Origin of the sequence: Atopobacter sp. AH10, assembly GCF_003664595.1 — a bacterium.
In the GTDB taxonomy this organism is placed as follows: Bacteria; Bacillota; Bacilli; order Lactobacillales; family Aerococcaceae; genus Atopobacter.
Genome location: NZ_QXPZ01000019.1, coordinates 118,719 through 142,549, shown reverse-complemented (window position 1 = coordinate 142,549; position 23,831 = coordinate 118,719). Strand labels below are relative to the sequence as shown.

The 23,831-nt window shown below is 37.2% G+C and carries 21 protein-coding genes; 1 reads left to right on the top strand and 20 read right to left on the bottom strand.

The window, feature by feature from the left end:
- Positions 1–292 precede the first annotated feature (292 nt).
- The 13 genes from D3H64_RS04665 to spxB form a co-directional block, all read right to left on the bottom strand.
- A complete protein-coding gene (locus D3H64_RS04665; protein WP_199700139.1) occupies positions 293–1,012 on the bottom strand; it encodes a transaldolase in 720 nt (239 codons plus the stop codon).
- An 80-nt stretch (positions 1,013–1,092) separates the two neighbouring features.
- Positions 1,093–1,827, bottom strand: a complete 735-nt coding sequence (locus tag D3H64_RS04660) for a GntR family transcriptional regulator (RefSeq protein ID WP_121565100.1) — start codon at positions 1,825–1,827, stop codon at positions 1,093–1,095.
- A 19-nt stretch (positions 1,828–1,846) separates the two neighbouring features.
- Positions 1,847–2,581 (bottom strand): tryptophan synthase subunit alpha, encoded by a 735-nt coding sequence (locus tag D3H64_RS04655; RefSeq protein WP_121565099.1) that lies wholly within the window; start codon positions 2,579–2,581, stop codon positions 1,847–1,849.
- A complete protein-coding gene (locus D3H64_RS04650; RefSeq protein ID WP_199700138.1) occupies positions 2,571–3,725 on the bottom strand; it encodes an iron-containing alcohol dehydrogenase in 1,155 nt (384 codons plus the stop codon). The genes D3H64_RS04655 and D3H64_RS04650 overlap by 11 nt, the downstream gene beginning before the upstream one ends.
- Position 3,726: 1 nt before the next feature.
- Positions 3,727–4,518 carry a BtpA/SgcQ family protein gene (locus D3H64_RS04645; protein ID WP_121565098.1) on the bottom strand — a complete coding sequence of 264 codons (792 nt, stop codon included), beginning with the start codon at positions 4,516–4,518 and terminating at the stop codon, positions 3,727–3,729.
- Positions 4,496–5,272, bottom strand: a complete 777-nt coding sequence (locus tag D3H64_RS04640) for a nucleoside phosphorylase (RefSeq protein WP_121565097.1) — start codon at positions 5,270–5,272, stop codon at positions 4,496–4,498. Before D3H64_RS04640 ends, D3H64_RS04645 begins: the two co-directional genes overlap by 23 nt.
- A gap of 34 nt (positions 5,273–5,306) precedes the next feature.
- Entirely contained in the window at positions 5,307–6,236 is a 930-nt protein-coding gene (locus D3H64_RS04635; protein WP_121565096.1) for a PfkB family carbohydrate kinase, read from the bottom strand.
- A 5-nt stretch (positions 6,237–6,241) separates the two neighbouring features.
- Positions 6,242–6,802 carry a cysteine hydrolase family protein gene (locus D3H64_RS04630; RefSeq protein WP_199700137.1) on the bottom strand — a complete coding sequence of 187 codons (561 nt, stop codon included), beginning with the start codon at positions 6,800–6,802 and terminating at the stop codon, positions 6,242–6,244.
- Positions 6,792–7,700, bottom strand: coding sequence for an ABC transporter permease (locus D3H64_RS04625; protein ID WP_121565095.1), 909 nt, complete (start codon positions 7,698–7,700; stop codon positions 6,792–6,794). Before D3H64_RS04625 ends, D3H64_RS04630 begins: the two co-directional genes overlap by 11 nt.
- Entirely contained in the window at positions 7,693–8,754 is a 1,062-nt protein-coding gene (locus D3H64_RS04620; RefSeq protein ID WP_158589223.1) for an ABC transporter permease, read from the bottom strand. The genes D3H64_RS04625 and D3H64_RS04620 overlap by 8 nt, the downstream gene beginning before the upstream one ends.
- Positions 8,741–10,297, bottom strand: a complete 1,557-nt coding sequence (locus D3H64_RS04615) for an ABC transporter ATP-binding protein (RefSeq protein WP_121565093.1) — start codon at positions 10,295–10,297, stop codon at positions 8,741–8,743. Before D3H64_RS04615 ends, D3H64_RS04620 begins: the two co-directional genes overlap by 14 nt.
- A 9-nt stretch (positions 10,298–10,306) precedes the next feature.
- Positions 10,307–11,338 carry a BMP family protein gene (locus D3H64_RS04610; RefSeq protein ID WP_121565092.1) on the bottom strand — a complete coding sequence of 344 codons (1,032 nt, stop codon included), beginning with the start codon at positions 11,336–11,338 and terminating at the stop codon, positions 10,307–10,309.
- A gap of 266 nt (positions 11,339–11,604) precedes the next feature.
- Entirely contained in the window at positions 11,605–13,386 is a 1,782-nt protein-coding gene (gene spxB / locus D3H64_RS04605; protein WP_121565091.1) for a pyruvate oxidase, read from the bottom strand.
- 630 nt (positions 13,387–14,016) lie between these two features.
- Between spxB and D3H64_RS04600 the strand changes: the two genes are divergently transcribed.
- On the top strand, positions 14,017–15,081 hold the full coding sequence (locus D3H64_RS04600; protein WP_121565090.1) for a methyltransferase domain-containing protein: 1,065 nt from the start codon (positions 14,017–14,019) through the stop codon (positions 15,079–15,081).
- 197 nt (positions 15,082–15,278) lie between these two features.
- Here the strand turns inward: D3H64_RS04600 and D3H64_RS04595 are convergent, their stop codons facing one another.
- The 7 genes from D3H64_RS04595 to D3H64_RS04565 all read right to left on the bottom strand — a co-directional run bounded on the left by D3H64_RS04595 (position 15,279) and on the right by D3H64_RS04565 (position 23,726).
- A complete protein-coding gene (locus tag D3H64_RS04595; protein WP_121565089.1) occupies positions 15,279–15,953 on the bottom strand; it encodes a TrkA family potassium uptake protein in 675 nt (224 codons plus the stop codon).
- 9 nt (positions 15,954–15,962) lie between these two features.
- Entirely contained in the window at positions 15,963–17,339 is a 1,377-nt protein-coding gene (locus tag D3H64_RS04590) for a TrkH family potassium uptake protein (protein WP_121565088.1), read from the bottom strand.
- An 848-nt stretch (positions 17,340–18,187) separates the two neighbouring features.
- Complete coding sequence (locus D3H64_RS04585) at positions 18,188–18,895, bottom strand: MgtC/SapB family protein (protein WP_121565087.1); 708 nt, start codon at positions 18,893–18,895, stop codon at positions 18,188–18,190.
- Between the two features lie 11 nt (positions 18,896–18,906).
- A complete protein-coding gene (locus tag D3H64_RS04580) occupies positions 18,907–19,743 on the bottom strand; it encodes a glycerophosphodiester phosphodiesterase family protein (RefSeq protein ID WP_121565086.1) in 837 nt (278 codons plus the stop codon).
- Complete coding sequence (locus D3H64_RS04575; RefSeq protein ID WP_233554883.1) at positions 19,736–21,499, bottom strand: iron ABC transporter permease; 1,764 nt, start codon at positions 21,497–21,499, stop codon at positions 19,736–19,738. The genes D3H64_RS04580 and D3H64_RS04575 overlap by 8 nt, the downstream gene beginning before the upstream one ends.
- A 12-nt stretch (positions 21,500–21,511) precedes the next feature.
- Complete coding sequence (locus D3H64_RS04570) at positions 21,512–22,528, bottom strand: ABC transporter ATP-binding protein (RefSeq protein WP_121565085.1); 1,017 nt, start codon at positions 22,526–22,528, stop codon at positions 21,512–21,514.
- A gap of 139 nt (positions 22,529–22,667) precedes the next feature.
- Positions 22,668–23,726: an extracellular solute-binding protein gene (locus D3H64_RS04565; RefSeq protein WP_121565084.1), complete on the bottom strand. Its 1,059-nt coding sequence runs from the start codon at positions 23,724–23,726 to the stop codon at positions 22,668–22,670.
- Positions 23,727–23,831 lie beyond the last annotated feature (105 nt).

Below are 23,831 nucleotides of genomic sequence, written 5' to 3'. Positions count from 1 at the left end.
AATTGCCACGCTGGTTGGATTTTAATTGCCAAAGTGGTTGATTTTTTAATTGCCAAACACAGTGATAGATTTCGCTGATGTCGGGCAATAAGGCTGTCATTATTATAATTAAAATCCCTTGATCACCTCACAACACTAAGATTTTCTTCAATCTCTATCTACTGATAGGACGGAAAATAGTAGAATCCTAAATTCCCCCAATAATACGCTAAAAAGTCCAAAGATTTGGGTCACTATATATCCCCAAACCATTGGACTTTTCCTATTGTTCATTATTAATGCAATGCTTCTATTACAAAATACTGAAGCCTAGAGACTTTATATCTTTCATGAAGCCTTGGACGGTTTCTAAAGAACCTTCTAGGGCTGTTTTCCCTTTATTTTGCTCATATTTTTTAATGACAGCTGGAGGGCAAGTGATGATATCTACCCCTAATTGTTCTGCTTGGTAGATATTATACACTTCTCTAGTGCTGGCCCATAAGAGTTGACACCCCTTCTTTTCACGACAAATGGCTAAAGCTTCTTTCATCACTGGAATAGGATCGATCCCTGCATCCGCCAAGCGACCGGCAAATACGGACACAATGCTATCCACGCCATCGGTCAAATGATCCACCACTTCACGCACTTGTTCTAGCGTAAAAATAGCCGTCACATTTAATTTGAGCCCTTCTTGGCTCAATTCCTTGATCAAGCTAGCAGTAGATTCTCCCTTGGAATTGATCACTGGAATCTTAACATACACATTTGACCCTAAGCTAGAAATCTTTAAAGCTTCTTGTCGCATGCCTTCCAAATCATCTTTAAAGACTTCAAAAGAGACGGGATAGTCCGTTATTTGTCGTACCACTTCACTAGCAAAATCGGTGTAAGAAGTCACTCCTGACTTTTTCATCAAGGACGGATTGGTGGTAAAGCCGCTCACTGTCCCTTTGGCGAGTGCTTCCAACATATCGTCTATACTTGCTCCATCTGAATAAATGGCCGTTGCTAATTCTGTCATTTCCATCTCTCCTTATTCATCGACCATTAGTTAACTATTTTTCTTATCTAAAACAATATTCCTAATAGTCAATAAGTATAAAATAATTAATTATGGGCCTTTTGAGAAATATAAAACTTTATCCTATCTGTCCGATAATATGTCTTAAAATATTCTATCTTGGCTACTGACTTATCCCTTAATAGGCCCTCTACCTCTCCTTTAAACTTAAGAATAGGTGTGTTCTCAAGAATATTTAATTCTTCTCCCAAATTATCATCACACATAATAATTTCAATACTTCGAAAAGAATTTAAAACACTTATTCCATAGCTTTCTTTGATCACTTTATATAAAGATACATTAGAAAAATCATTATTCTCTATACCTTGTATATATTTATACGGAATGCAAGACTCAGTAATACATAGTGGTTCATCTTGAACATAGGTCACTCTCTCTAAGTCGAATATTTTTTCATCATTATTTAAACCTAATTTGCTAGCAATAGATGGCTTAGGCAGACAAATTTTTGCCTTCTTGACCAAATAGCTTGGACAATATCCCATCATTTTTAATTGAGCAGAACAGCTTGAAAAGTCACTAATTTCTTGATGAATTTTCTTTTCAACGACAAATGTCCCAATTCCCTGTTTCTTGACTATAACGCCTTCTTTTACAAGCTCATCGATCGCTTTACGTACAGTCGTTCGACTTACCCGATACTTTTCCATCAGTTCAAATTCTGAGGGGATTTGTTGATTGACTTCAAATTCATTTTCAATCAATTTGGTAATGTAACTTTTTAGCTGTACATAAAGTGGCGATGAGCTCATCAACATAATAGTCTCTTCCTTCCAATTATTTACTTGCTATTTTTAATGACTTAATATAAGCAATTTGTTCTTCTGGAGTATCCTCTCTTTTTATAACACCACTCCCAATAAAAGCCCCATCAGCGCCAGCTGCTTTTAACATACGAATATCTTCAGGAGTAGAAACGCCCACCCCACAATATATATCTTGCTTTAAGCCAATAACTTGTCTCATGTAATGAATTACCTTATCCAAAGTATCCAAATTATCTTTTATTTTCCCACTTGATTTTGCTTGCAAATATATGAAACTATTCGATTTTTTAGCAATTTCCACATCTTTTTCTGGTAAATCAAAAGGAACATATGCGGCACATTTAATGCCTTTTCCTTGCAATTCACGACGAACGTCTCCATCTTTTTCTCCTACTAAGATAAGACCTTCCGGATTAATTTTTTGAAAAGCTTTTATAAACTTTTCAATTCCCAATAAAAGTATACTTGCTTCATACGCTAATATAATAAATTTCATTTTGCTATGCTTGTTTTTTAGCTCTACAATTGTCTGTAAATGCCTATCTAAACTTTCGTCTTGTTGAAAAGAATATTTCATACGATCTTGAATCAGTTGATTATCTAAATAGGGGTTATCGGTAGGGAGATCTACCTCAATAATATCACAGCCAGCTTCAATATATCGCTCAGCATTTTCGAAAGTTTTTTCTACAGATGGCGCTCCATTGGACAAATAGCAAATAATATTGACCTTGTTATTTTCCATAATACACCCTTCTTACAATTTCTTTAAAGCCTTCTAAATCAGGGATAACAGGATTAGTCTTAGTACAACCATCATGCTGTGCAAGGCAGCTTAAATCTTCAACTTCCTTTTCAAATTTTTCATCATCTTGAATAATATCTTGAAATTTTTCAGGAATGTCTAATTGCTTATTCAAATCTTCTATAAAGGATTTCAAATCATCCGTGTGTAGCATTTCAGCTATTTCACAATAAATTTCTTTTGCTGTTTCATTAGCTGAATTCACTTCAATGACATAAGGTAATACTATCGCACAGGATTCTCCATGTGGGATACCGAATTTTCCACCAATAGCATGAGCAATACTATGCACAATTCCTAGTGATACATTGGTAAAAGCCATACCTGAAACCATAGATGAAATTAACATTTTTTCACGTGCTTCTGTATTATTAGGTTCTTTATAGGCAATAGGCAGATTTTTGGTAATATGCTTAATAGCATAATTTGCTAAGGCATCAGCTACACTATTGGCTCTATTGGACACCCTGGCTTCAAGAGAATGCACTAACGCATCCATGCCAGATGCCGCTGTTACTCTTGGAGGAAGAGAATAAGTAAGTTTGGGCTCTAGAATAGCGATATCTGGCATCATTTCCATATCCCCAATACCGTATTTAACATGTGTCTTGTTATCTGAAATAACTATCGAACGACTCACTTCACTTCCTGTTCCACTAGTAGTAGGAATGTTAACCATTTTAGCCTTAATTCTCAATTTCGGTACTGGACTCTTCAAGTCTTCAATTTTTGATAATTCTGGATGCTCATAAAATACCCACATAGCCTTTGCTGCATCCATTACAGATCCCCCACCAACTGCAATAATCCAATCAGGTTCGAACTCTTTCATCAAAGAAGCTCCCTTATTGACCGTATCGATAGAAGGATCTGGCTCAACTTGATCAAACACTTGGCAAGAAAATCCACCTTTTTCTAAATAATCTGTTATTTCCTTTAAATAGCCTTGTTTTTCTAAAAAATCTCCACTGGTTACGACAAAAGCTTTCTTTCTAGCCCCTTCTAAAGATGATAAATATTCTAAAGAGTTCTCACCGAAAATAACGTAATCTCCACCGAGTTTCATTGGTCGCATTGGTAACATTTTACTTTGTCTCCTTTACATTTTTCATTAATCGTTGAACTTTCTTTGAGTCAATTAACCAATCCCCATCATCGAGTGATTTAAGACTAGTCCCTACAATAGCACCATCTGCAATATCCATTTGCTCATGAGCATTGTCTTCATTTAAGCCACTTCCAACAAATACAGGTATCGAGACGACCTCTTTAACCTGCTTTACAATATCTATTGGCGTCTCATTTCCAGAATACTTTCCAGTGACAATAACAGCATCTGCCATATTGGCTTGGGCATTTCTAGCAGATTGTACAATGCTTATACTAGATAAAATAGGATAAGAATACTTAACTTGTATATCAGCCAGAATTTTAATATCATCTGCTCCAATTTCATGCCTATAGCGCACTGCATCAGCTGAACACGCTTCCATCAAACCTTGTGCTGTTACAACCGTATCAACAAATACTGCTAACCGTACGAAATCACTCCCTGATGCCTTAGCCGCACTCAAAGCAGCTTTATAGTCACAAAATGCGGCATCTATCCCTACTGGCAAACCTGTCCTTTCACGAATACGATCAGTAATAACTGCCATACTTGCTATTTGAACAGGGTCTAATTTTTTAGGAAAGGGAAGATCCCCTGCATTTTCTATCATGATCCCATCTATTCCACCATCTTTAAGAGACATAGCCTCCTTCAAAGCCTTTTGGTATAGTTTATTAAGATCTCCACTATAATGAACTGATCCTGGAAGAGGGTCCAAATGAACCATCCCAATGATCCATTTTTTATTTTGTAGACATTCGATCATTTGAATTCATCTCCTTATCTAACTTCGCTAATCCCTCTAACACTATCTTTCCTAATAACTTTTCTTCTTGTAGCCGTTCCTTATCTTCCAATGAGCTACTACAATTTTCAGTTACCGTAGCTAAAGTCACGCTGCAAGTCTTTACACCCATTAAGTTGCCTAATGTTAAAAGTGTTGACGTTTCCATGTCCATTCCCGAAATATTTAGTTTTTTTAATTTGCTAATACAAGTGCTTATCGATGTATTCATGGCACGTGTTAACTTAGATTCTTTCATATCCCGATAATAAGCTTGTGTTGAATAAATAATGCCATTATCCAGAGATCGTCCATTTTCTATAACCGATTCGCTCATTAGGCGAACTAAATCCGGATCAGCAACAGCAGGATAAGAAGGGTCAATGTATGAATCACTCGTCCCATCTTTACGGTAGCTGGCTCTTGGGACATAGTAATAGCCCAAATGATCATTAATAGACATCACCGTCCCTAATCTCACGGCTACTTGTACTCCAGCCGTATGCATTTCTTCAATCGCTATCGCCGCAGAAGGGCCACCTATACCCGTTGATGATAACAAAATTGGAACTCCCTTATAATTACCTCTATAGGTAACAAATTCCCTATTTATACTAATCTCCTCAATATCATCTAACCATTGCTTTAACAATTCTACTCTCCCTGGATCGCCAGACAAAATAGCATAGGGAGCGATATTATTTTCAGTTAATTTCATATATAAAGTTTGTTCCATTTTCTCACTACTTTTCTTAGATTTTGTTTAAAAATTAAGTCCAAAATTCTTTCTTACGTTTGTTAAAATCTTCTCTATTAGGAATATTAGTTAAACAACCGAATCTTTCTATGACAAAAGATGACATAACACTGCCAGAAGCCATACAAGATTCAATATCTTCTCCCTGTAGATAACTCGAAAGGAATCCTGCGATATAAGCATCTCCACACCCTGTCGTATCTACGATCTTACCAAAAGGTGCAATACCCATATCGATATATTTATCATTTGTGTAGCAAGTACTCCCTTTTGATCCCTTAGTCACAATAATTGCTTGTAATTTATCGTGTCCAATATTATTTAGTATATTTTCTCCAAGCAAGTTATCTAGCATCTCTTTCTCTGCTTCATTCATAAAGATGATTTGACAATTCTTTAAAACCTTTTTGATATAACTTTGATTTAAAGAAGCTAAGTCTCCTTTCATGCTAAAGAAAACAGGTATGCCTTTTTCAATGGCTTGATCTAAAATTAATTGATTTCTATACAAGTTCCCAATCGTAATAAGCAAGCTCTTGCCATCAATTTTAGGATCGGCATATTTTCTTTCATGCTCTACAGCCATTGGACCTGGATAAAATAGGGTCATTTGTTCATTTTTCTGATTGGCAATGAGATAAGTATGTGATGTTGGTAACTTTGTATTTACCAAAACATCATCGATAGCGATCCTTCCTTTTTCAAGGAAGCTTTTAAAGCCACTTGACTCAAAATCGTTTCCAACTATCATCGATAGCCCACAACGAATACCTAAAGCACTCATAGCATAGGCAATATTAACAGAGCATCCCCCATACAACTTATTAGACATTGATTCTTTTACAATGGTAGATGTTCTTCCAATTTTGGGAGTAGAATCCAATTGAATCATCTGATCAATACTTGGATAGCCACAAATAATAATGTCATTTTCTTTCACCATACTCACTACTCCCCTAATAGATCCGTACTAGAAACGACATGTCCATAATATTTATCAATATCCTGTAAGTGAACCTGATTAACATTTGGATCATTTGTTGCAACACAATCTTTTATCACCCAAACATCGTAACCAAGATGATACCCATCCTCGACGGTGGAACGAACACAATTATTCGTTTTTGTCCCACATATATATATTTTATTGATGCCATGTTCTTTTAAAATGAGATCCAAATCTGTATAGGCAAATCCACTATAGCGCCTTTTTTTAAGAATAAAATCTTCATCTTGATTAATTGGAAGACTAGGATCTAACGCATCCCCGCCATCTGTTTCCATACAATTTAGACGCCCTCTAGTCAACCCTGCATCAAATTTATTTCTCCTATGAGAATGTTGAAGATAAATAATAAGCATACCTTTATCTTTACATTGCAGAATCAGCCGATTAACTTTTTCTAGTAAATCTCTATTTCCTTCATAATAAACACGTCCAAGAGGGTTAACGAAATCGTAAACCATGTCAATGACAATTAATGCACTTGTATATGATTTATTTTCCAATCAACATCCCACCCTTCTTCTTTTCTGCTAAACCAATAATCGTCAAAACAGCCACAATAGCTATATAAGGAATCATTTGAATAAAGGCACCTGGAATATTGATACCTTGCAACTGTATTTGAGCAGCATCCGCCATACCAAACAGCAAACTAAATACATATGTTCCTATAGCTGTTCCATTTCCTGAATAAATAGCTGCTAAGGCAATAAAGCCTCGCCCACTTGTCATATTTTCAACAAACATATGAACATTTTCTAAGGATATATTTAAACCAGCTAGCCCACACAAAACACCACCAATACTAACTGCTAAATACTGAATTTTAGTTACGGATAAACCAACCGATTCTGCCGCATTTTTATTTTCTCCCACTATACGAATATACAAGCCAATTTTGGTATGATTCAGCAAAATATGGCATACAAAGAGGGCGATAATACTAACGTATACAATCGGTGTGTGCTTATTCAGCACCTGATTAATTATTGGAATATGCCGGATTATTGGAAGATTCACTTCTGGGAATCCAATCAGCTTCTCGCTAGTAAAGGTCCCCCTTTGTCCAAAAGCTATCTGCAATATAAATGCTGATAAACCTGAAACAAGTGTATTGATTGCCAAGCCAACTATAGTCAGGTTCCCTTTTAAACTTAGTCCAAAGAGTGCAAAAATTAAGCTAAAGACAATAGATACCGCTACACCAGCAATTAAAGTCAGTAGTAAACTTCCTGTGAGATAATTCACAATAACTCCGGTAAAAGCACTAGCTAACATCATTCCTTCAAGGGCTACATTTAAAACCCCAGCTCGATGAGCAAATAGCCCGCCTAAAGCAGCCAAAGCAATTGGAGTACTCATACGTAGCGTAGAATGTAGGAGAACTAGAAAACTATCCATTTTTAACGCCCCCCTTATCTGCTCTTTTAGCTCCAAATGTCTTACGTCGTTTATATCTAATTTGAATAGTAAAGAACAGAACTATCATTCCTTCGATAATAGTAATCAAAGACCGCGGCACTCCAGTCATAATTTCCATAGTACTTCCACCACTTTTTAAAGCCCCAAACACAATAGAAGCCAGGAAAACACCTATCGCATTAAATCGTCCAATTAAAGCAACAGTTAATCCTGTCCAGCCATAGTCAGCAGAAAAGCCACTAATAAATTTCCCGTGAGTACCTAACACCTCAATAGCTCCACCTAAACCAGATATAATTCCTGATAAGCACATAATTTGAACAATTTTACTCGAAACATTCATCCCCACAAATTGTGAAAAATCAACATTTTGGCCAATAGCCTTAATTTGATAACCAAACAAAGTATATTTTAATATATAATACACTAAAGCAAACACAATTAAAGCTATTATAAATCCTACATGTAGCTGTGATCCTTGAAACAATCGCATCAACACAGCGGATGGATTAATATTTACTGTTTCAGGATTTGAAGACCCTGGTGCTCTAAAAGGATAAGCAGCTAACCAAGAAGTAAACAATATAGCGACATAATTTAACATTAATGTCGATACCATTTCATCAACCTTCAAATAGGCTTTAATGAGAGCCGGAATTAGCGCGAATAGTAGCCCAGCTAAAGATCCAGCAAGTAAACATAAGGGCAAATGAACTGCCATTGGAAGATGTTTAAAAGAAAATCCTATATAAGCCGCTACAAATGCTCCTAAATACAATTGACCTTCTGCTCCCATATTATATAATCCAGCTTTAAAGGATATCGCTGTCGCTAGTCCAGTAAAAATTAACGGAGTTGCTGAGAATAAAGTATTACAAATTTGATCTTTGCTTCCAAAAGACCCAGCAAATAAATTCATGTATGCTTCATACGGGTTATGGCCTGACACCTTGATAATGAAATATCCAATTAGCAGTGCTACACCTATAGGAGCTAAAGTAGTACACAGCATTCGCCATTTATCTGTACGCATCTCGGCCCAACTCCTGTTCATCTTGAGATCTCATGCTATCAATTCCCACCATCAAACGTCCCAAGTCCTCCTTACTTGTTTCTGCTTTTTTTCTAACACCAGCTATTTTCCCCTTGTGCATAACATAAATTCGGTCACTCAAATTCAAAATTTCATTTAAGTCTGAAGAAACAATCAGGACAGCTTTGTTAGCTTCTTTTAATTCAAGAATTTTAGAATGAATAAACTCTATGGCTCCTATATCTACTCCACGTGTTGGTTGACTCATAACGGTTACTTTAGGATTACACGATAACTCCCTGGCCATAATTATTTTTTGGGCATTTCCACCTGATAAATTACCCACTTTAATGGTAATATCATTGCAATTTCGAATATCATATTCTTTAACTAATTTCATTGTCTTCTGCCGAATCGCTCCCTTATTTAAAATCCCTTTAGAAGATGAATACCCTTCTTTATAGCGACCAGCTATCATATTTTCCCACACGCTCATTTCTTTGCTCAGCCCTTCTTTATAGCGATCTTCAGGAACTAAAGCAAAACCCATCTCCCTTAATTTCAATGGTGAGCTATCTATAACTTCTTTTCCCTCATAAATAAACTTTCCTGATGTCTGTTTAATAATACCAGTTAGAATATTGACTAATTCGCTTTGCCCATTACCTTCAATCCCTGCAATACCAACTATTTCCCCATATTTAACTTCAATGTTGACATGGTCTAATACATCTTTTCCAGATGGAATTTTGAAGCAAATGTCTTCCAACTTTAGGCCTACTTTTCCGCTACACTCATGACCCTTATCATTCTTAATCTCTCTAACACTTCTTCCCACCATTAATGTGGAAATATCTTCTTTGCTTACATCACTATTATTTACAGTAGCTATCCACTTACCTCTACGAATAACAGTCACACGATCCGCACATTTTTTTACTTCATCTAACTTATGCGTAATCAAAATGATGGTTTTCCCTTGTTTTTTTAAAGCTATTAGCTGTTTTAATAATTCATCAATTTGTTCAGGCGTAAGAACTGCTGTAGGTTCGTCCATAATAAGCACATCGACATCTTGATGTAACATTTTTATGATTTCAACACGTTGTTGTTCCCCTACTGAAAGCTGCCCCACAATACTTTTTGCATCCAAGTCAAAATCAAATCGATCAATAGTATCTTGAACTGTTTGTGCTTCAACATTATCGTCAATCAAATAATTATGGCAAATTTCATGACCCAATAAGACATTTTCATAAACAGTTAGAGAAGGCACCAACTTAAAGTGTTGGTGCACCATCCCTATACCCTTAGAAACAGCATCTCTTGGGGATTGAAATCTCACTTTTTCTCCATTTATTAATAACTCACCAGAGGAAGGTTGAAGTAATCCATAAAGCATATTCATTAAAGTTGATTTACCTGCTCCATTTTCTCCACAAATGGCATGTATTTCCCCTGATTTGAATTGAATGGAAACTTGATCAACAGCTGTAAAATCACCGAATTGTTTGCTTAAATTTTTTGTTTCGATGACAGCCATAAATTCCCCCTACTTTCTTGTATCCTTAACAGTTATTTCCCCTTTAATGATTTTTTCTTTTAACTCATTAATTTTATCTAAGTATTCAGGCTTCAATTGATCTTTGGTGTACTTCATTTCAGAGAGTTGAACCCCTTTTTCCTTTAATCCCAACTCCATAGTATGAGGGTATTTCCCTACCTTACCTTTTTCAATTAACTCAAAAACAGCATTATCTACTCGCTTCATCACTGAAGTTAGAACTGTCCCTTTAGCAATACCATCTTGATCAGAGTCAACACCAATAGCGTAAACATTAGATTTTTTGGCTGCTTGGATAACTCCATCTCCGGTAGCGCCAGCTGCTTGGAATACAACATCTGATCCCTTATTTATTTGAGAGATGGCTAATTCTTTCCCTTTAGCTGGATCAGCAAAAGAATTCGTGTATCCTTTTAAGACCTTAATAGATGGATCAATTGCTTGGGCACCTGATTGAAATCCTGTATAGAAGATATTAATACCTGGAGAGTCTATCCCTCCAATAAAACTAATAGTTTTATCTTCATTGCTTTTATTTAGATCAGCATCTTTAGTGACCATAGCAGCGAGTGCTCCTGCCAAGTATGATGCTTCATGCTCTTTAAACATAACTGATGAAATATTTTTCCCTTTTACTACGGTATTAAAAATTGCAAAATGTGTTTTAGGATAAGCTTTTGCTACCTTTGCTAAGCTATCTTTATGTCCTAAATCTAGTGTGATCACTAAATCATATCCCGATTGAGCCAATTTTGTTAGATACGTTTCACCTTCAGACACATCTCCAGGCTCAACTACTTTAGTTTCTACACCCAATTTTTTCTTGGCTAACTTCATTCCTCGATTACCAGAATCGTTAAATGAACGATCTCCCAACCCACCTTCGCTCGTTATCAAAGCTACTTTAAATGGTTTATCTTTAGCAAATACTGTGTGCTGATTAGACTTACCTACCAATAATCCTAGAACCATGGCACAAAACAACATAACTGTAGCAACTAATTTGTAGAACGCTTTCATTTTTTTCTCCTTTCATGGGTTACAACTTGTTATGACGTCACTACCTTTTACATTTCAAATTGTAAGCCTTTTCTTACAAATGGACTAGTCCTTTAATTTGGATACGTCCTCTCATTTTTACAAAAAAACTGTCCGTTAGCTAACCCCCTTCCTCATCATTTGACTATTTAGTCTCAATTATGGAAGGTAAGTTCTTGTAACGAACAGTTTTTCATTTAAAAGATTTTCTCTATTAAGCTTTTTAAAGGCTCACACCATTCCACCAACTAGTGGATATATTTCGATGTTAACCCTTCTGCTTCTAAGAATTCACGGAATGGAATTAAATCCTCTGCTTCATATTTTTCTTTGTAGGCCTTTATTTCTTCTGCTGAATAAAGTTTTGGATCCAATCTTAAAACTTCAACTGGGATCGGACGATCTTTAGTGATCTTGCAGTCCACCACAACAGTTTGACCTGCTTTATTTGCTTTCACTGCTTCTTCTATTACATGATCGATATCTTCAATCCGAGAAACAGTCAAACCAAGAGCCCCTTGAGCTTCCGCAATCTTAGCATAATCGACATCCGTAAATTCTGTCCCAAAGTTGTTTTTATTGGTGTCTTCATATTTGTTCTTAATAAACGCATATTCTCGGTTAGCAAACACCACATTAATAACAGGTAATTTGTAGCGAACGTTAGTAATTACATCAGGGTAAACCATTGAAAAGGCTCCATCCCCGTTCAAGCACCAAACTTGACGATCAGGGTAGGTATTTTTAGCCCCAAGACCACCAGGCAAAGCAATTCCCATAGTAGCAAAGAGAGGTGACGTCCGCCACATATTCTTTGGAGTCATCTTGAGGTGACGGATAGAGGTTTGAGTAGAGTTACCCACATCAATAGAGTAGATAGCATCTTCATCTGCGTATTTGTTAATGGCATTATAGACTTGGTAGAATTGTAAGTCGCCTTCAGTCTTTGTTTCCAATTTATTGATGTATTGGCGCCAGTTTTCAATATTCTTGAGATTAGCTCTCCACCAAGCATTTTCTTCTACTTCATCCACTTTAGATAAAATGGCTTCAATCGCTTCCCCGGCATCCCCTAAAATAGAGACATCTGTCGCATGACGTTTACCCAAACGAGTTGGATTATTGTCAATTTGAATAAAGTGGTCAATATTTCTGAAAGTTGAGTCTAACTCAGCGAATGGGAAGTTAGATCCCACAAATAAGACGGTATCCGCTTCCAAAATAAGCTCATTAGCAGGTTTCCAGCCAACACGGAAACAAGAGCCAGCTAGAGCTTCAAAATGGTAGTCGAAACTTTCGAAGTTTTTCCCAGTAGTAATGACAGGTGCTTTAATCTTACGGGATAAAGCTTCTACAGCTGGGCCATGTCCAAAGACCCCGACGCCAGCATAAATCACTGGACGTTTTGAAGCCTTCAAGACTTCAACAGCCTTATCCACATCTTCTTCATTCAATGCGCTGGATATAAAAGGACGGAAGGAAGGAGCAGAAGAATAAACAGCATCTTCATCCATCTCATAAGATGGGAAATCCCCTGGAATCTCTAAAACAGCCACGCCCTTCTTGGCCAAAGCCACCCGACAAGCTTCGTCTACTAAATGAGGCAGTTGTTCTGGATAAGCGACACGGCGGTTATAAACGGCAATATGGTCATACATTGGATTTTGATTCAATTCTTGGAAGGCATCCATATTCAATTCCTTCAAGGGACGAGAACCCAAAATAGCTACAACTGGAGTTGCATCCATAGAGGCATCATACAAGCCGTTGATCAAATGGGTTGCTCCAGGACCACCAGAACCAATACATACCCCCAAGTTCCCACCAAACTTGTATTGCATGACTGCGGCCATTGCCCCAACTTCTTCATGTTTTACTTGTAAAAATTTGACATCATGTTGACTCGTTTCCCCCATAGCATCCATAAAGGCATTGAGGGTACCGGATGGAATCCCATAGATAGTCTTGGCACCCCAAGACTCAAAAATCTTCATAACAGCCACACCGATATTTATTTTCTTAGCTGACATACTATCCTCTCCTTTAATTTATAACTGAGAATCGTTCTCAACAAAAAACAAAGCACTAGCTATAATGAGATCTGTCCTCAATTATGTTTTACCATTTCTTTAAATATAAAGAAAATAATATGCTCACAAAAAGGGGGATATTTTATCTTCTCATCCGTCTATCTTATGGGCAAATGCTTATGCTATTCGAAGAAGGGATATTTTATCTCCTCATCTGTCTATCTTATGGTCAACTGATTATGCTCACTCAAAGGAATAGTGTTTTATTTCCTCATCTGTCTATCTTATGGGCAAAATACTCTGCTCACTTAAAGGAGTAATGTTTTATTTCCTCATCCGTCTATCTTATGGGCAAATGCTTATGCTATTCGAAGAAGGGATATTTTATTTCCTCATCTGTCTATCTTATGGTCAACTGATCATGCTCACTCAAAGGAATAGTGTTTTATCTCCTCATCCGCTATCTTATGGGCAAATGCTTATGCTCACTGGAAGGAATAGTGTTTTTTATTTCTTCAATAAGTAGCCCCTATTTATACATATATATTATGATTGACGTACCATAGCATGCATCATAAAATACCATTGTAAGCATTTTTATTCACACTTTTAACCAATAGGAGGATGGCTATGACAGACCTACGTGAAGAAGTCAAACAGTACTATAGCAAGATTACTAATGAAGAAGAAGGGCAAATGAAAACCAACATCTGTTCTTGCGCTGCTGATTGTATGCCCAAACCCTTAAGAAAAATTCGAAAGCTTATCCATCCGGAAATTGTGAAACGTTTTTACGGTTGTGGTTCACCTATCCCACCACTTCTAGAAGGATTGACTGTTTTAGACCTTGGTTGTGGGACTGGTTTAGATGTCTACATTCTATCCAAACTAGTCGGCCCTAACGGACAGGTGATTGGGGTGGATATGAACGAAGATCAATTAGCTATCGCTCGAAAATACCAAAAGGAAATGGCTGAAAAATATGGCTACACTCATTCGAATGTGAGCTTCCACCAAGGCTATATTGAAGACCTCAAAGCTCTTGGCATCAAAGATGAGTCCATTGATGTCGTTGTGTCTAACTGTGTGATTAACCTTTCTCCATTTAAAGAAAGTGTCTTCAGAGAAATCTGGCGTGTGCTGAAAGTCGGTGGCGAACTCTACTTTTCTGATATTTTTTCGGACAGACGAGTACCAAAAGAATTAGCAGAAAATCCTCTCTTACGAGGGGAATGTATCGGGGGTGCTATGTACATTGAAGACTTCCGCCGTTTGATGCAAAAAATTGGCTGGTTAGATATCCGTTATGTCTCTTCTTCACTAGCTAGCATCCATAACGAAGCTATCGAAGCCTTGACAGGTAATATTCAATTTACTTCTCGAACAGTCCGTGCCATGAAAATTCCAGATAAGATTGAAGATATCTGTGAACAATACGGTCAAGTGGCTATCTATCGTGGGGGCATTGAAAATTCTCCTCACTATTTCGACTTAGATGATCACCACCGTTTCTACAAAGATTTGCCTCTAGCTGTCTGTGGTAACTCTTGTGCGATGGTTCAAGACACTCGTTTTAGCCCCTATTTTGATATTATCGGGGATAGAAGCCAACATTTTGGTACTTTCGATTGTGGATCTTCCAAGGCTCCATCAAGTCTGGATAGTGCTTGTTCAGGCGGTTCTTGTTGCTGCTAAAGCCTATCGCTCATCTAACTCCTCTCGCTCTTCTTAAAAATCAGCTTTATTAATCAGCTCACTATAGCAAAAAAATAACCCATTGTTCTCCCTCATCAACCCTTGTATCTTATCTTTCAAATGGCTGATATAGGACAGATCAATGGGCTTTTTTTATTAAGCAGTTTCTTCTATAAACTCAATAGAATAAAGCCTCTCTACAATCGTTCGAGATTATCAATGGTGTCAAATTTTGCTGTATTAGCTACCGCTACGACAATATCTTCAGAACGGAAAACATATTCTGGGCCAAATTGGGTAAAGAGCGGTTCTTTACTTTGCTTACGAATTCCAATGATGTTGAGGTCATATCGATTACGCAAGTCTAAGTCATTCAATTCCCGATGGAGCCAAGCTTCAGGTACCCGAAATTCAACAACGGCGGTTTCATCATCTAATTTGATCACGTCTTCAATAGACTGACGACTAATAATATCGGCTACATGGTAACCAGATTCTACTTCAGATAGAACGACTCGAGAAACGCCTAAAGCCATTAAAGCTTGCCCGTAACGCTTGTTCTTAGCCTTACAGATAATGCGATCTACCCCTAGTTCTTGGCAGTTGATCACCCCTAAAACAGAAGCCCCTAGATCTGACCCGGTTCCAATCACCACCACATTACAGCTAGCAATCCCTAATCCTTTCAAAAAATCGGGATCAGTAAAATCTCCCACACCACCAACAGTGAGATAATTTTCCAATTCTCTGACATGATCTTCCAAGCGGTCACAGCCAATCACTTCTATTCCCTGTTTAGCTAGACGTCTGGCAATAGCCGATCCAAATAATCCAAGTCCCAGAACCCCGATAACCCTCTTTTTATTTTCCATTCTATTCACCTATCCAATCAGAATTTCTGTTTCTGCATAACGCATATCATAGCTCTTCTTTTGCCGCGTTAAAGCCAGCATCATGGTCATCGGTCCAATTCTTCCCACAAACATTAAGACCATCAAGACGACATGACTTGCCGCACTCAAACTTGGGGTTAAGCCAGCCGAAACCCCCACCGTAGCGAGAGCCGAAATGGCTTCAAAAAGCAATCTCAAATAACTGACTTGTGAATCAAAGGTCAATAATAGCATAGACCCTATAATCAAAATATTCACATACATCAAAGCAACTGTAAAGGCTTGGCGCATGAGGTCATCTGGGATAGTCCGATGAGCAAAATTCACATATTTGGTTTGCCGAACTTCCCGAATGGCCAAGAGAATTGTTAAGGCAAAAGTTGTCACTTTCAAGCCACCTGCAGTCCCCCCAGCACCACCACCAATAATCATGGTGCAAACAAAGATCAAAAGAGAAACAGGATGTGCCTTCGTATAGTCAACTGTCGCAAAGCCAGCCGTCCGCATGGTAATGGTTTGGAAAAAACTAGCCATAATTTTATTACCAATAGAAAGTTTCCCAATCGTTTCAGGGTTGTTCCACTCTGTTACTAAAAAAAGCGAAGCTCCTATAGCAATGATTAAGCCAGTCACTTTCAGAACCAATTTCGTATGAGGGCGTAAGTGTTTGCCGTAAAGGAGCCAATTCTCCCCATACTTTTTACCCTTATAACGTTTCACCATGTGGCTGATATCAAACCAAACAGAAAAGCCGATTCCCCCAAGGACGATTAAGGCCATTATGGTCCAATTTAAAATTGGATTGGTTTGGTATTGCACTAAACTATCGTTCCCTAATAAATCGAAACCCGCATTACAAAAAGCTGAAATAGCTGTAAAAAGACTATTCCACAAGCCTTTTTTAAAGCCAAGCAAAGGGACAAAGAAGAAGGATAGAGAAAAAGCCCCCAAAGCTTCAATACAAGCAGTGTATTTGACAATTCGACTCACAAAACGACCTAGCTGATTATTCTCCGTCCGATTCAAGGCTTCCCCAGCAGCTATTTGATTTTTTAACTCAATGGTCTGCCCCATCGAATGATAAATAGCTCCTATAATGGTCATCAGCCCTAAGCCACCTGTTTGGATTAATAATAGCATGATCACTTGTCCAAAAGTGCTATAAGAATCGTGGATGGACTGAGTAAAAAGTCCCGTTACACAGACCGCTGACACCGAAATAAATAAATGATCAAAATAAGTAGCCTTGGATCCTGGTAGCTGACTAATCGGTAAACTCAAGAGAAGAGATCCCGTTAGAATGACCAAGAAAAAACTCATGGCAATTTTTTGTGAATTGGTCAATCGTTGAAAATATTCCTTCATAAGCCTTCCTTTCATTGCAAATCTCATTTAATCCTTGATCTAGCTGTCACTATTCATTTCATTGGATCATTGATCTTCATTTGAGCAAGATCTAGCATATCACCATCAAAGGCATTGGATCCGTCCTCTTCTTTTTTAGCCCTGATCTTCATTTGATCCCTGATATAGCCATTCACTGCCGAATTTCTTTTATGAAAGCAAGTCACTATTTTACTAAACTTGACAAAACTAGCTATTCAGAAGTAGCGACTACAAGCGTACATCTGCAGTGGCAACTACAAGCGTACATTCTGCTATGATGACTACAAATTTACATCTGCAAAGGCAACTACAAGTGTACATTCTGCTATGATCAACTCCATCATTGCTCTTTCATTAAAGCAAGTCACTACTAGGATAAACCATTTAAAAAAGAAGTCAATCATTAAACGCAAGAGACAATAAAGGCTTAAAAAATGGGCTCCTAGCCTTAATCATTTCACTAGCTATTCCTCCTATCCATTCTGAATAACCAAGCGACTAACATAGCCATTAGCCCTCCGTATAAACTTGAGTATCTTTCGCAATTTTGAAAGCAAAAAGCCTCCCAAAGCTGTTCAAATCAACTTTTAGGAGGTTTTCTTCTATAGATCAATCCTGGCTACTGCTTTTAAAAGGCTTTCCTCTATAAATTAATACTGCCTGCTTTTAGGAGGCTCTCTTCTATAGATTAATCCTGTCTACTTTTATTAGGCTTTCTCCTATAGAGCAATCCTATCTACTTTTCGTATGAAAAATTCTTCTCGCTCAACTAGTCTCTTTTCTAGATTTCAACAAGCTGCTACTTATTAAACCATTCCAATCAAAAGCTAGTCAGCAATCGTCACTAAACGGATTTTTTGGACATTAGAGAACATGGAAATATCCTCAATGACTTCCGTATAGGTCATATGTTTAGGCAAATTGATCGTGTAGGTATTTTTATAAATTTTTTGTCCATTTCGTATACTGAGATCAAAAGTCACATCATCAATATATATGCCATTACGTTCAAAATACTGGTTAAGGAACTCTTTGGTCGCCACACGATGAATGTATTGAATTTCTAAATTTCTGATCTTTGGCACAACAATAACTTTTTTCACGGCTAGTAGTGAAATCATGATAAAGATAATCCCCAGAATAGCTACTTGATAATAGCCCATACCAATAGCTATCCCCTCTGCTGCACTAGCCCATAATGAAGCTGCTGTCGTCAATCCTAAGACTTGATGTTTTGAAACGATGATCGTCCCTGCACCTAAAAAACCAATCCCACTAACGACTTGACAAACCAATCTCGCCTGATCAAATTTAACTACACCAGCTAGTTCCTTATAATGGTGGACAATATCTAAAGCTTCTAAACTGATAGACTGTTGAACTAAACCTAAAAGGCATGCACTTAAACAAACTAAAATATGGGTTCTTATTCCGGCTGGTCTATTTTTCTTTTCCCTTTCAAAGCCAACCACGCCCCCAATAACAAGCGCTAGACTTAAGCGGATACTCATGTCCAATAGACTTAATTTCAACATTTCTTCATCCCCTACAAACCATATCTCTCTTTCCGGTATCTATATAGCAAATCCACCCAATCGGTTTGAATGCAGTTAATTCCCATATCCATCAATTTCCCCCAAGCGAGATCTGGATCTTTTGTGATCGCCAATTCATCAGTATACGGGCCAAATAGTTTTATATCATCATCTAAATTAATCGCATTGGCCAAGATAAAATAGTCGCCATTTTTGTATCGAGTGAATTCTTCTGAATAAAAGAAGTCTAAATTGCCTTCTCGTTGAATGACTTCAAAACCTATCAAATTAATATTTTGGTAACTTTCAACTAGCTTTAACTCTTCTACATTCTTAATAATTGGAAAATAAGGGTACTTCACCTCATGTTGGTCCAATAGGTCTAAATATTCTTTTTGAACTGGGGATTTCAACAAAAGGTAGTCCCGATGTTCTTTAAATTGGTCCAAGAAGTCCAGCAATTTATCCCAGTGCGTCCAAGATCGATCAATATTGATCAAATGCCCTGGCTCTAACTGGCTAAGCAAATCTCCTAGTCTTTCAACCTTCTTATGAAGTTTACAATTTAATTCATTGTAGTAAGAGCAGGCATCAATTTCTTCTGAGCTCATTTGATTGATATTTTTTTCTTCCTTTAAAAGCTCGGGTTCTCGCCCGTCATGAAAAACATAAAATATCCCATCTGTCGATTGAACCACATCAATTTCTGCGATATCAGCCCCTCTTTTCCCAGCGATTTCAACAGCATTTAATGTATTTTCGATAATATTACCACCATGAGATCCTCTATGCAACATAATCAATGTTTTCTTTTGATCTAATAATTGACTTAACGCTTTATTAAGCATTCCCTTTCAACTTCTTTCTTCCCACAAATATATTTTTGATCTTCTCTTTTCCATCTGCATAGACAAAGAAGAAGACTAAGGCATTAATCATCATCAAGATAACCGAATAAACAAAATTCATAGCTAGTCCTTGCACGCCATTTTCAGGATTTGAATTAGCCCTGATTACTACCCCAACTGGTTTAGCAATTGGGTTATATAGGAAAACGGATAAATCGTAATCCCCTAGTTTACCATTGAAATTAATCGCTAGCATGGCTAGAACAGTCGGTAAAATAATTGGAAAAACAATTTTCAAGAAGGTATAAACAGGATTGGCTCCTAAAATCTTGGCTGCGTCTTCTAAATTAGCATCTACGGCAAAATAGGAGGCTTTTAGGAATCTATAGGTGTTAGGCAACATAACGACGATATAAGCCATCAGCATAATCACCAAAGATCCTGTCAATACATAATTAAACATGATCCCTCTTGGCAAGGAATAAGTAAGCACTAATCCTAAAGCAAACATGAGACTAGGTAAGACCCATGGAATATGAAGCATTAGTTCCAACATATCTGTCCAACGATTCCTATGTTTAAAAATAATACGTGCAGTCACTGTCATAAGCGATACAGCAATAATAGCTGCTAAAGCTGAATACAGCACACTAGAGACAAATGGATTGTAAGCCGTTTTATCCCAAAAGATACTTGCATAATTACTCAAGGTGAAGGAGGATAAACTCAATTCTCTTGTAATGATCGTTTGATAATTGGTAAAAGAGAAAAGGACGACAATAAGTAAAGGAATCAAATTAATTAAAGCAAACGCATAGGCTAGAACGTAAGCAATTATTTTAAAGCTTCGACTAGCAATAGCCACACGCTTGATATGTGTTTTAACCTTAGATACGGATAAGTAGTTCCCCTTCTTTTCATTACGTTGAATGATATATAAGAGTAATAATTGGAATGAGCCTAAAAACAAGGATAATACAGCCGCTAAAGATCGTGAAGCTGGCCGTTGGGTAAAGGTCAAAATTAAGGGACCAATCGTCTCAAACTTTGGACCTCCCACCATCAACGGAGCAGACATAGCCATTAAACCTGTTTGGAAAAGAAGAATCATACAGGTCATCAATATGGGTTTTAACGTTGGTAGAACAACCTTAGTCAAGACCATCCAGTCACTCGCACCTAGGCCTTTAGCTGCTTCAATTGTTTGGTAATCCAAACTCTTAAATGAATTACGAAAGAATATCATATAATTTGTCGTACACGCAAATGACATTAAGAAAAGAACAGCACCATAGCCACTAAACCAATTCCTTGGTAAATTAGGCATCAGTTGAAGCAAAAATTTCGTCACATAACCCATAGACCCATAAGTAAATAAATACCCATTTGCTAGCATAATCCCACCAAATATCAAGGGGATCATATAACATAGATTAAGAAATCTTCTCCCTTTAATCTCAAAATATTCCAAAAACAAAATTTCTAGAATACCAATAATACTTGTAGTGATCGTTAGAGAAACAGCTAACAAGAAGGAATTACCGATCCCTCTCATGGCTCGTTCTGAGTGAATGATTTTTCGAATAACATCAAGAGACAATCCACCATTAGAAATAAATACGCTTTTCAAGACTTCAAGATTAGGGAAAAGAATAAAGGCCACAATAAACCACATGAGGAAGGACATAAAAATCATCATAGCGATAGTGCTATTCATTTTTTTGGAGCCTCTGCTTATTTTTTTATGTAACTTCACCTTTCTCCCCCCCTATTTTTTAGATTGATATTTCAATACATTGTCTGATTTCACATCTACAAAAACCACTTCACCAATTTGATGGTGACCAGCTTTAGATTCCCGTTGAAAAGAAAGTAATTGTGTCCCTTGAATATCGATAGAATAATAGCCGTACATCCCATAAAACTCTTTATGCACGATTTTTCCTTCTAATTGCCTTTCGTCACTACACTCTCTTGAAAATGAAACTTTTTCTGGACGAATGTAGAAGGAATCATAATTATCTTGTTCAGGAATATCTAGCTTCAATCGTTCCAAATCCTTAACAGTCAATTGATTGGCTTCACCTATAAAGTTACATACAAACTCAGTTGCTGATTGATTATATATTTCATCTGAATGACCAATTTGTTCTATTTTACCTTTATTAAAGACAGCTATTCGATCAGATAACATCAAAGCTTCTTCCTGATCATGTGTAACATAAACGGTAGTAATCCCAAATTTTTGTTGAAAATTTTTGATGTCTTTCCTAAGACTTTTTCTTAATTTAGCATCCAGATTAGATAAAGGTTCATCCATTACCAAAATTTTTGGCTTTTTGGCTAAAGCTCTTGCGATAGCCACACGTTGTTGTTGACCACCAGACATATTGGACACGTTTTTCTCCAATTGTTCTTCATTCAAATCAACCATCTTGGCTAATTCATGCACACGTTCTTTAATATAAGCTGCTGGCCTTTTCTCTACTTTTAACCCAAAGGCTATATTATCGAAGGCTGTCATCGTTGGGAAAAGAGCATAACTTTGAAAAACCATCCCAATTTGTCGCTCGTCAATTGGCACATTTGTAATATCCACTCCATCTACTTCTACCCTTCCATGGCTAGGTTTTAAAAAACCTGCTAAAGCACGAAGGGTAGTCGTTTTACCGCAACCAGAAGGGCCTAATAAGGTGAAAAATTCCCCTTCTTGAACCGTAAAATTGAGCTTCGGTACAGCGACAAAATCGCCGTACCGAATTTCCACATCCTTAAAAGTGATCATAACTAAAACCGCCTTTCATCTTCTTGTCCAACACTAGCATAAGTTCAATATGTTCCAGCTGATTATCTCCTCTTCTGATACTCATTGATCTACATATTTAAAACAAGTCATCGAGTTGAATAGTTCACAACTATGTCTTTTAATGAGACAAGACGTTTAATTCAATATGTTCCACCCAATCATCTAAATGAGCGTTGATAAATTTGTAATCATTCTTTTGAGGAGTGGTTTCTTTCAAAATTTGTTTTATCCGTGGATTGATGTTCGCTTGCGCTTTCTTGTTCACTGGAGCTGATCCAAATTTCTTAGCCCATTCAGCCTGTAATTTATCGCTTCCCAAAAAGTCAACAAAGGCTTTAACTTTCTTATTGCTATCCTTTTTCTTGATAATCCCCACTTGTTCCACAGTTTGAGGGACGCCATATGTTGGGTTGACAATACCTAACTTCATATTGAAGCTCTTTTCAACGATTGGCACATTACTTAACCAAGTATAAGAATAGTCTGCCTTCCCATTAGCTAACTCGGCAATTTCTGATTGCCCTTCTGCTGGAACATTCCCATTTTTAAAGTAATCTTGGATAGCTTTCCATCCTTTTTTAGAAATGTCATATTTCCCACCTTTATCGCGATAATTCATCAACATACTATAGGCAATAGCATTAGAAGTTGCCCCTCCAAGTCCTTTGGGCACAATATATTTTTTACCACTCTTGGCTAATTCTTCCCAAGACTTCGGTGCATCTTGAGGCTTGATCTTATCAGCATTATAGATCATAAATACCCGTTGCTCTTGAAGTGGAGAAAATTCATTTTTTGTATCCACCAATTGTGGATCAACATCCTTTAACCATTTTGGTTTATAACTTTCTAATATGCCTTCTTTAGCGACTTTTGAAAACATCATTTGATTCATCCCAAAGACAACATCTGCAACAGGAGCATCTTTTTCCGCAATAACCCGGTTGAGAAGATCGTTCCCTCCTAGATCGGCAATTTCAATATCGAAGCCAGCCTTTTTAGCTTCTTCTTTTAGAAAATCTCCCCGTCCATCACTAACAGAGTTGGAATAAACGACAATTTTTTCATTCGAATCCGACTTAGAGGCACTGTTCTCTGCCTGACCAGCTTTTCCGCATGCAAAGCTACCAATAGTAATAGCGGACAATAATGCAACGGCTTTCAAAACTTTTTTCATTTCTTTCTCCTCGCTTTCCAAAATTGAAACGTTTTAATTTTCGCTCGCAAGTTCATTATACCTGTATTTTTGAAAACGTCAACATGAAATTTGAAACGTTTTAAT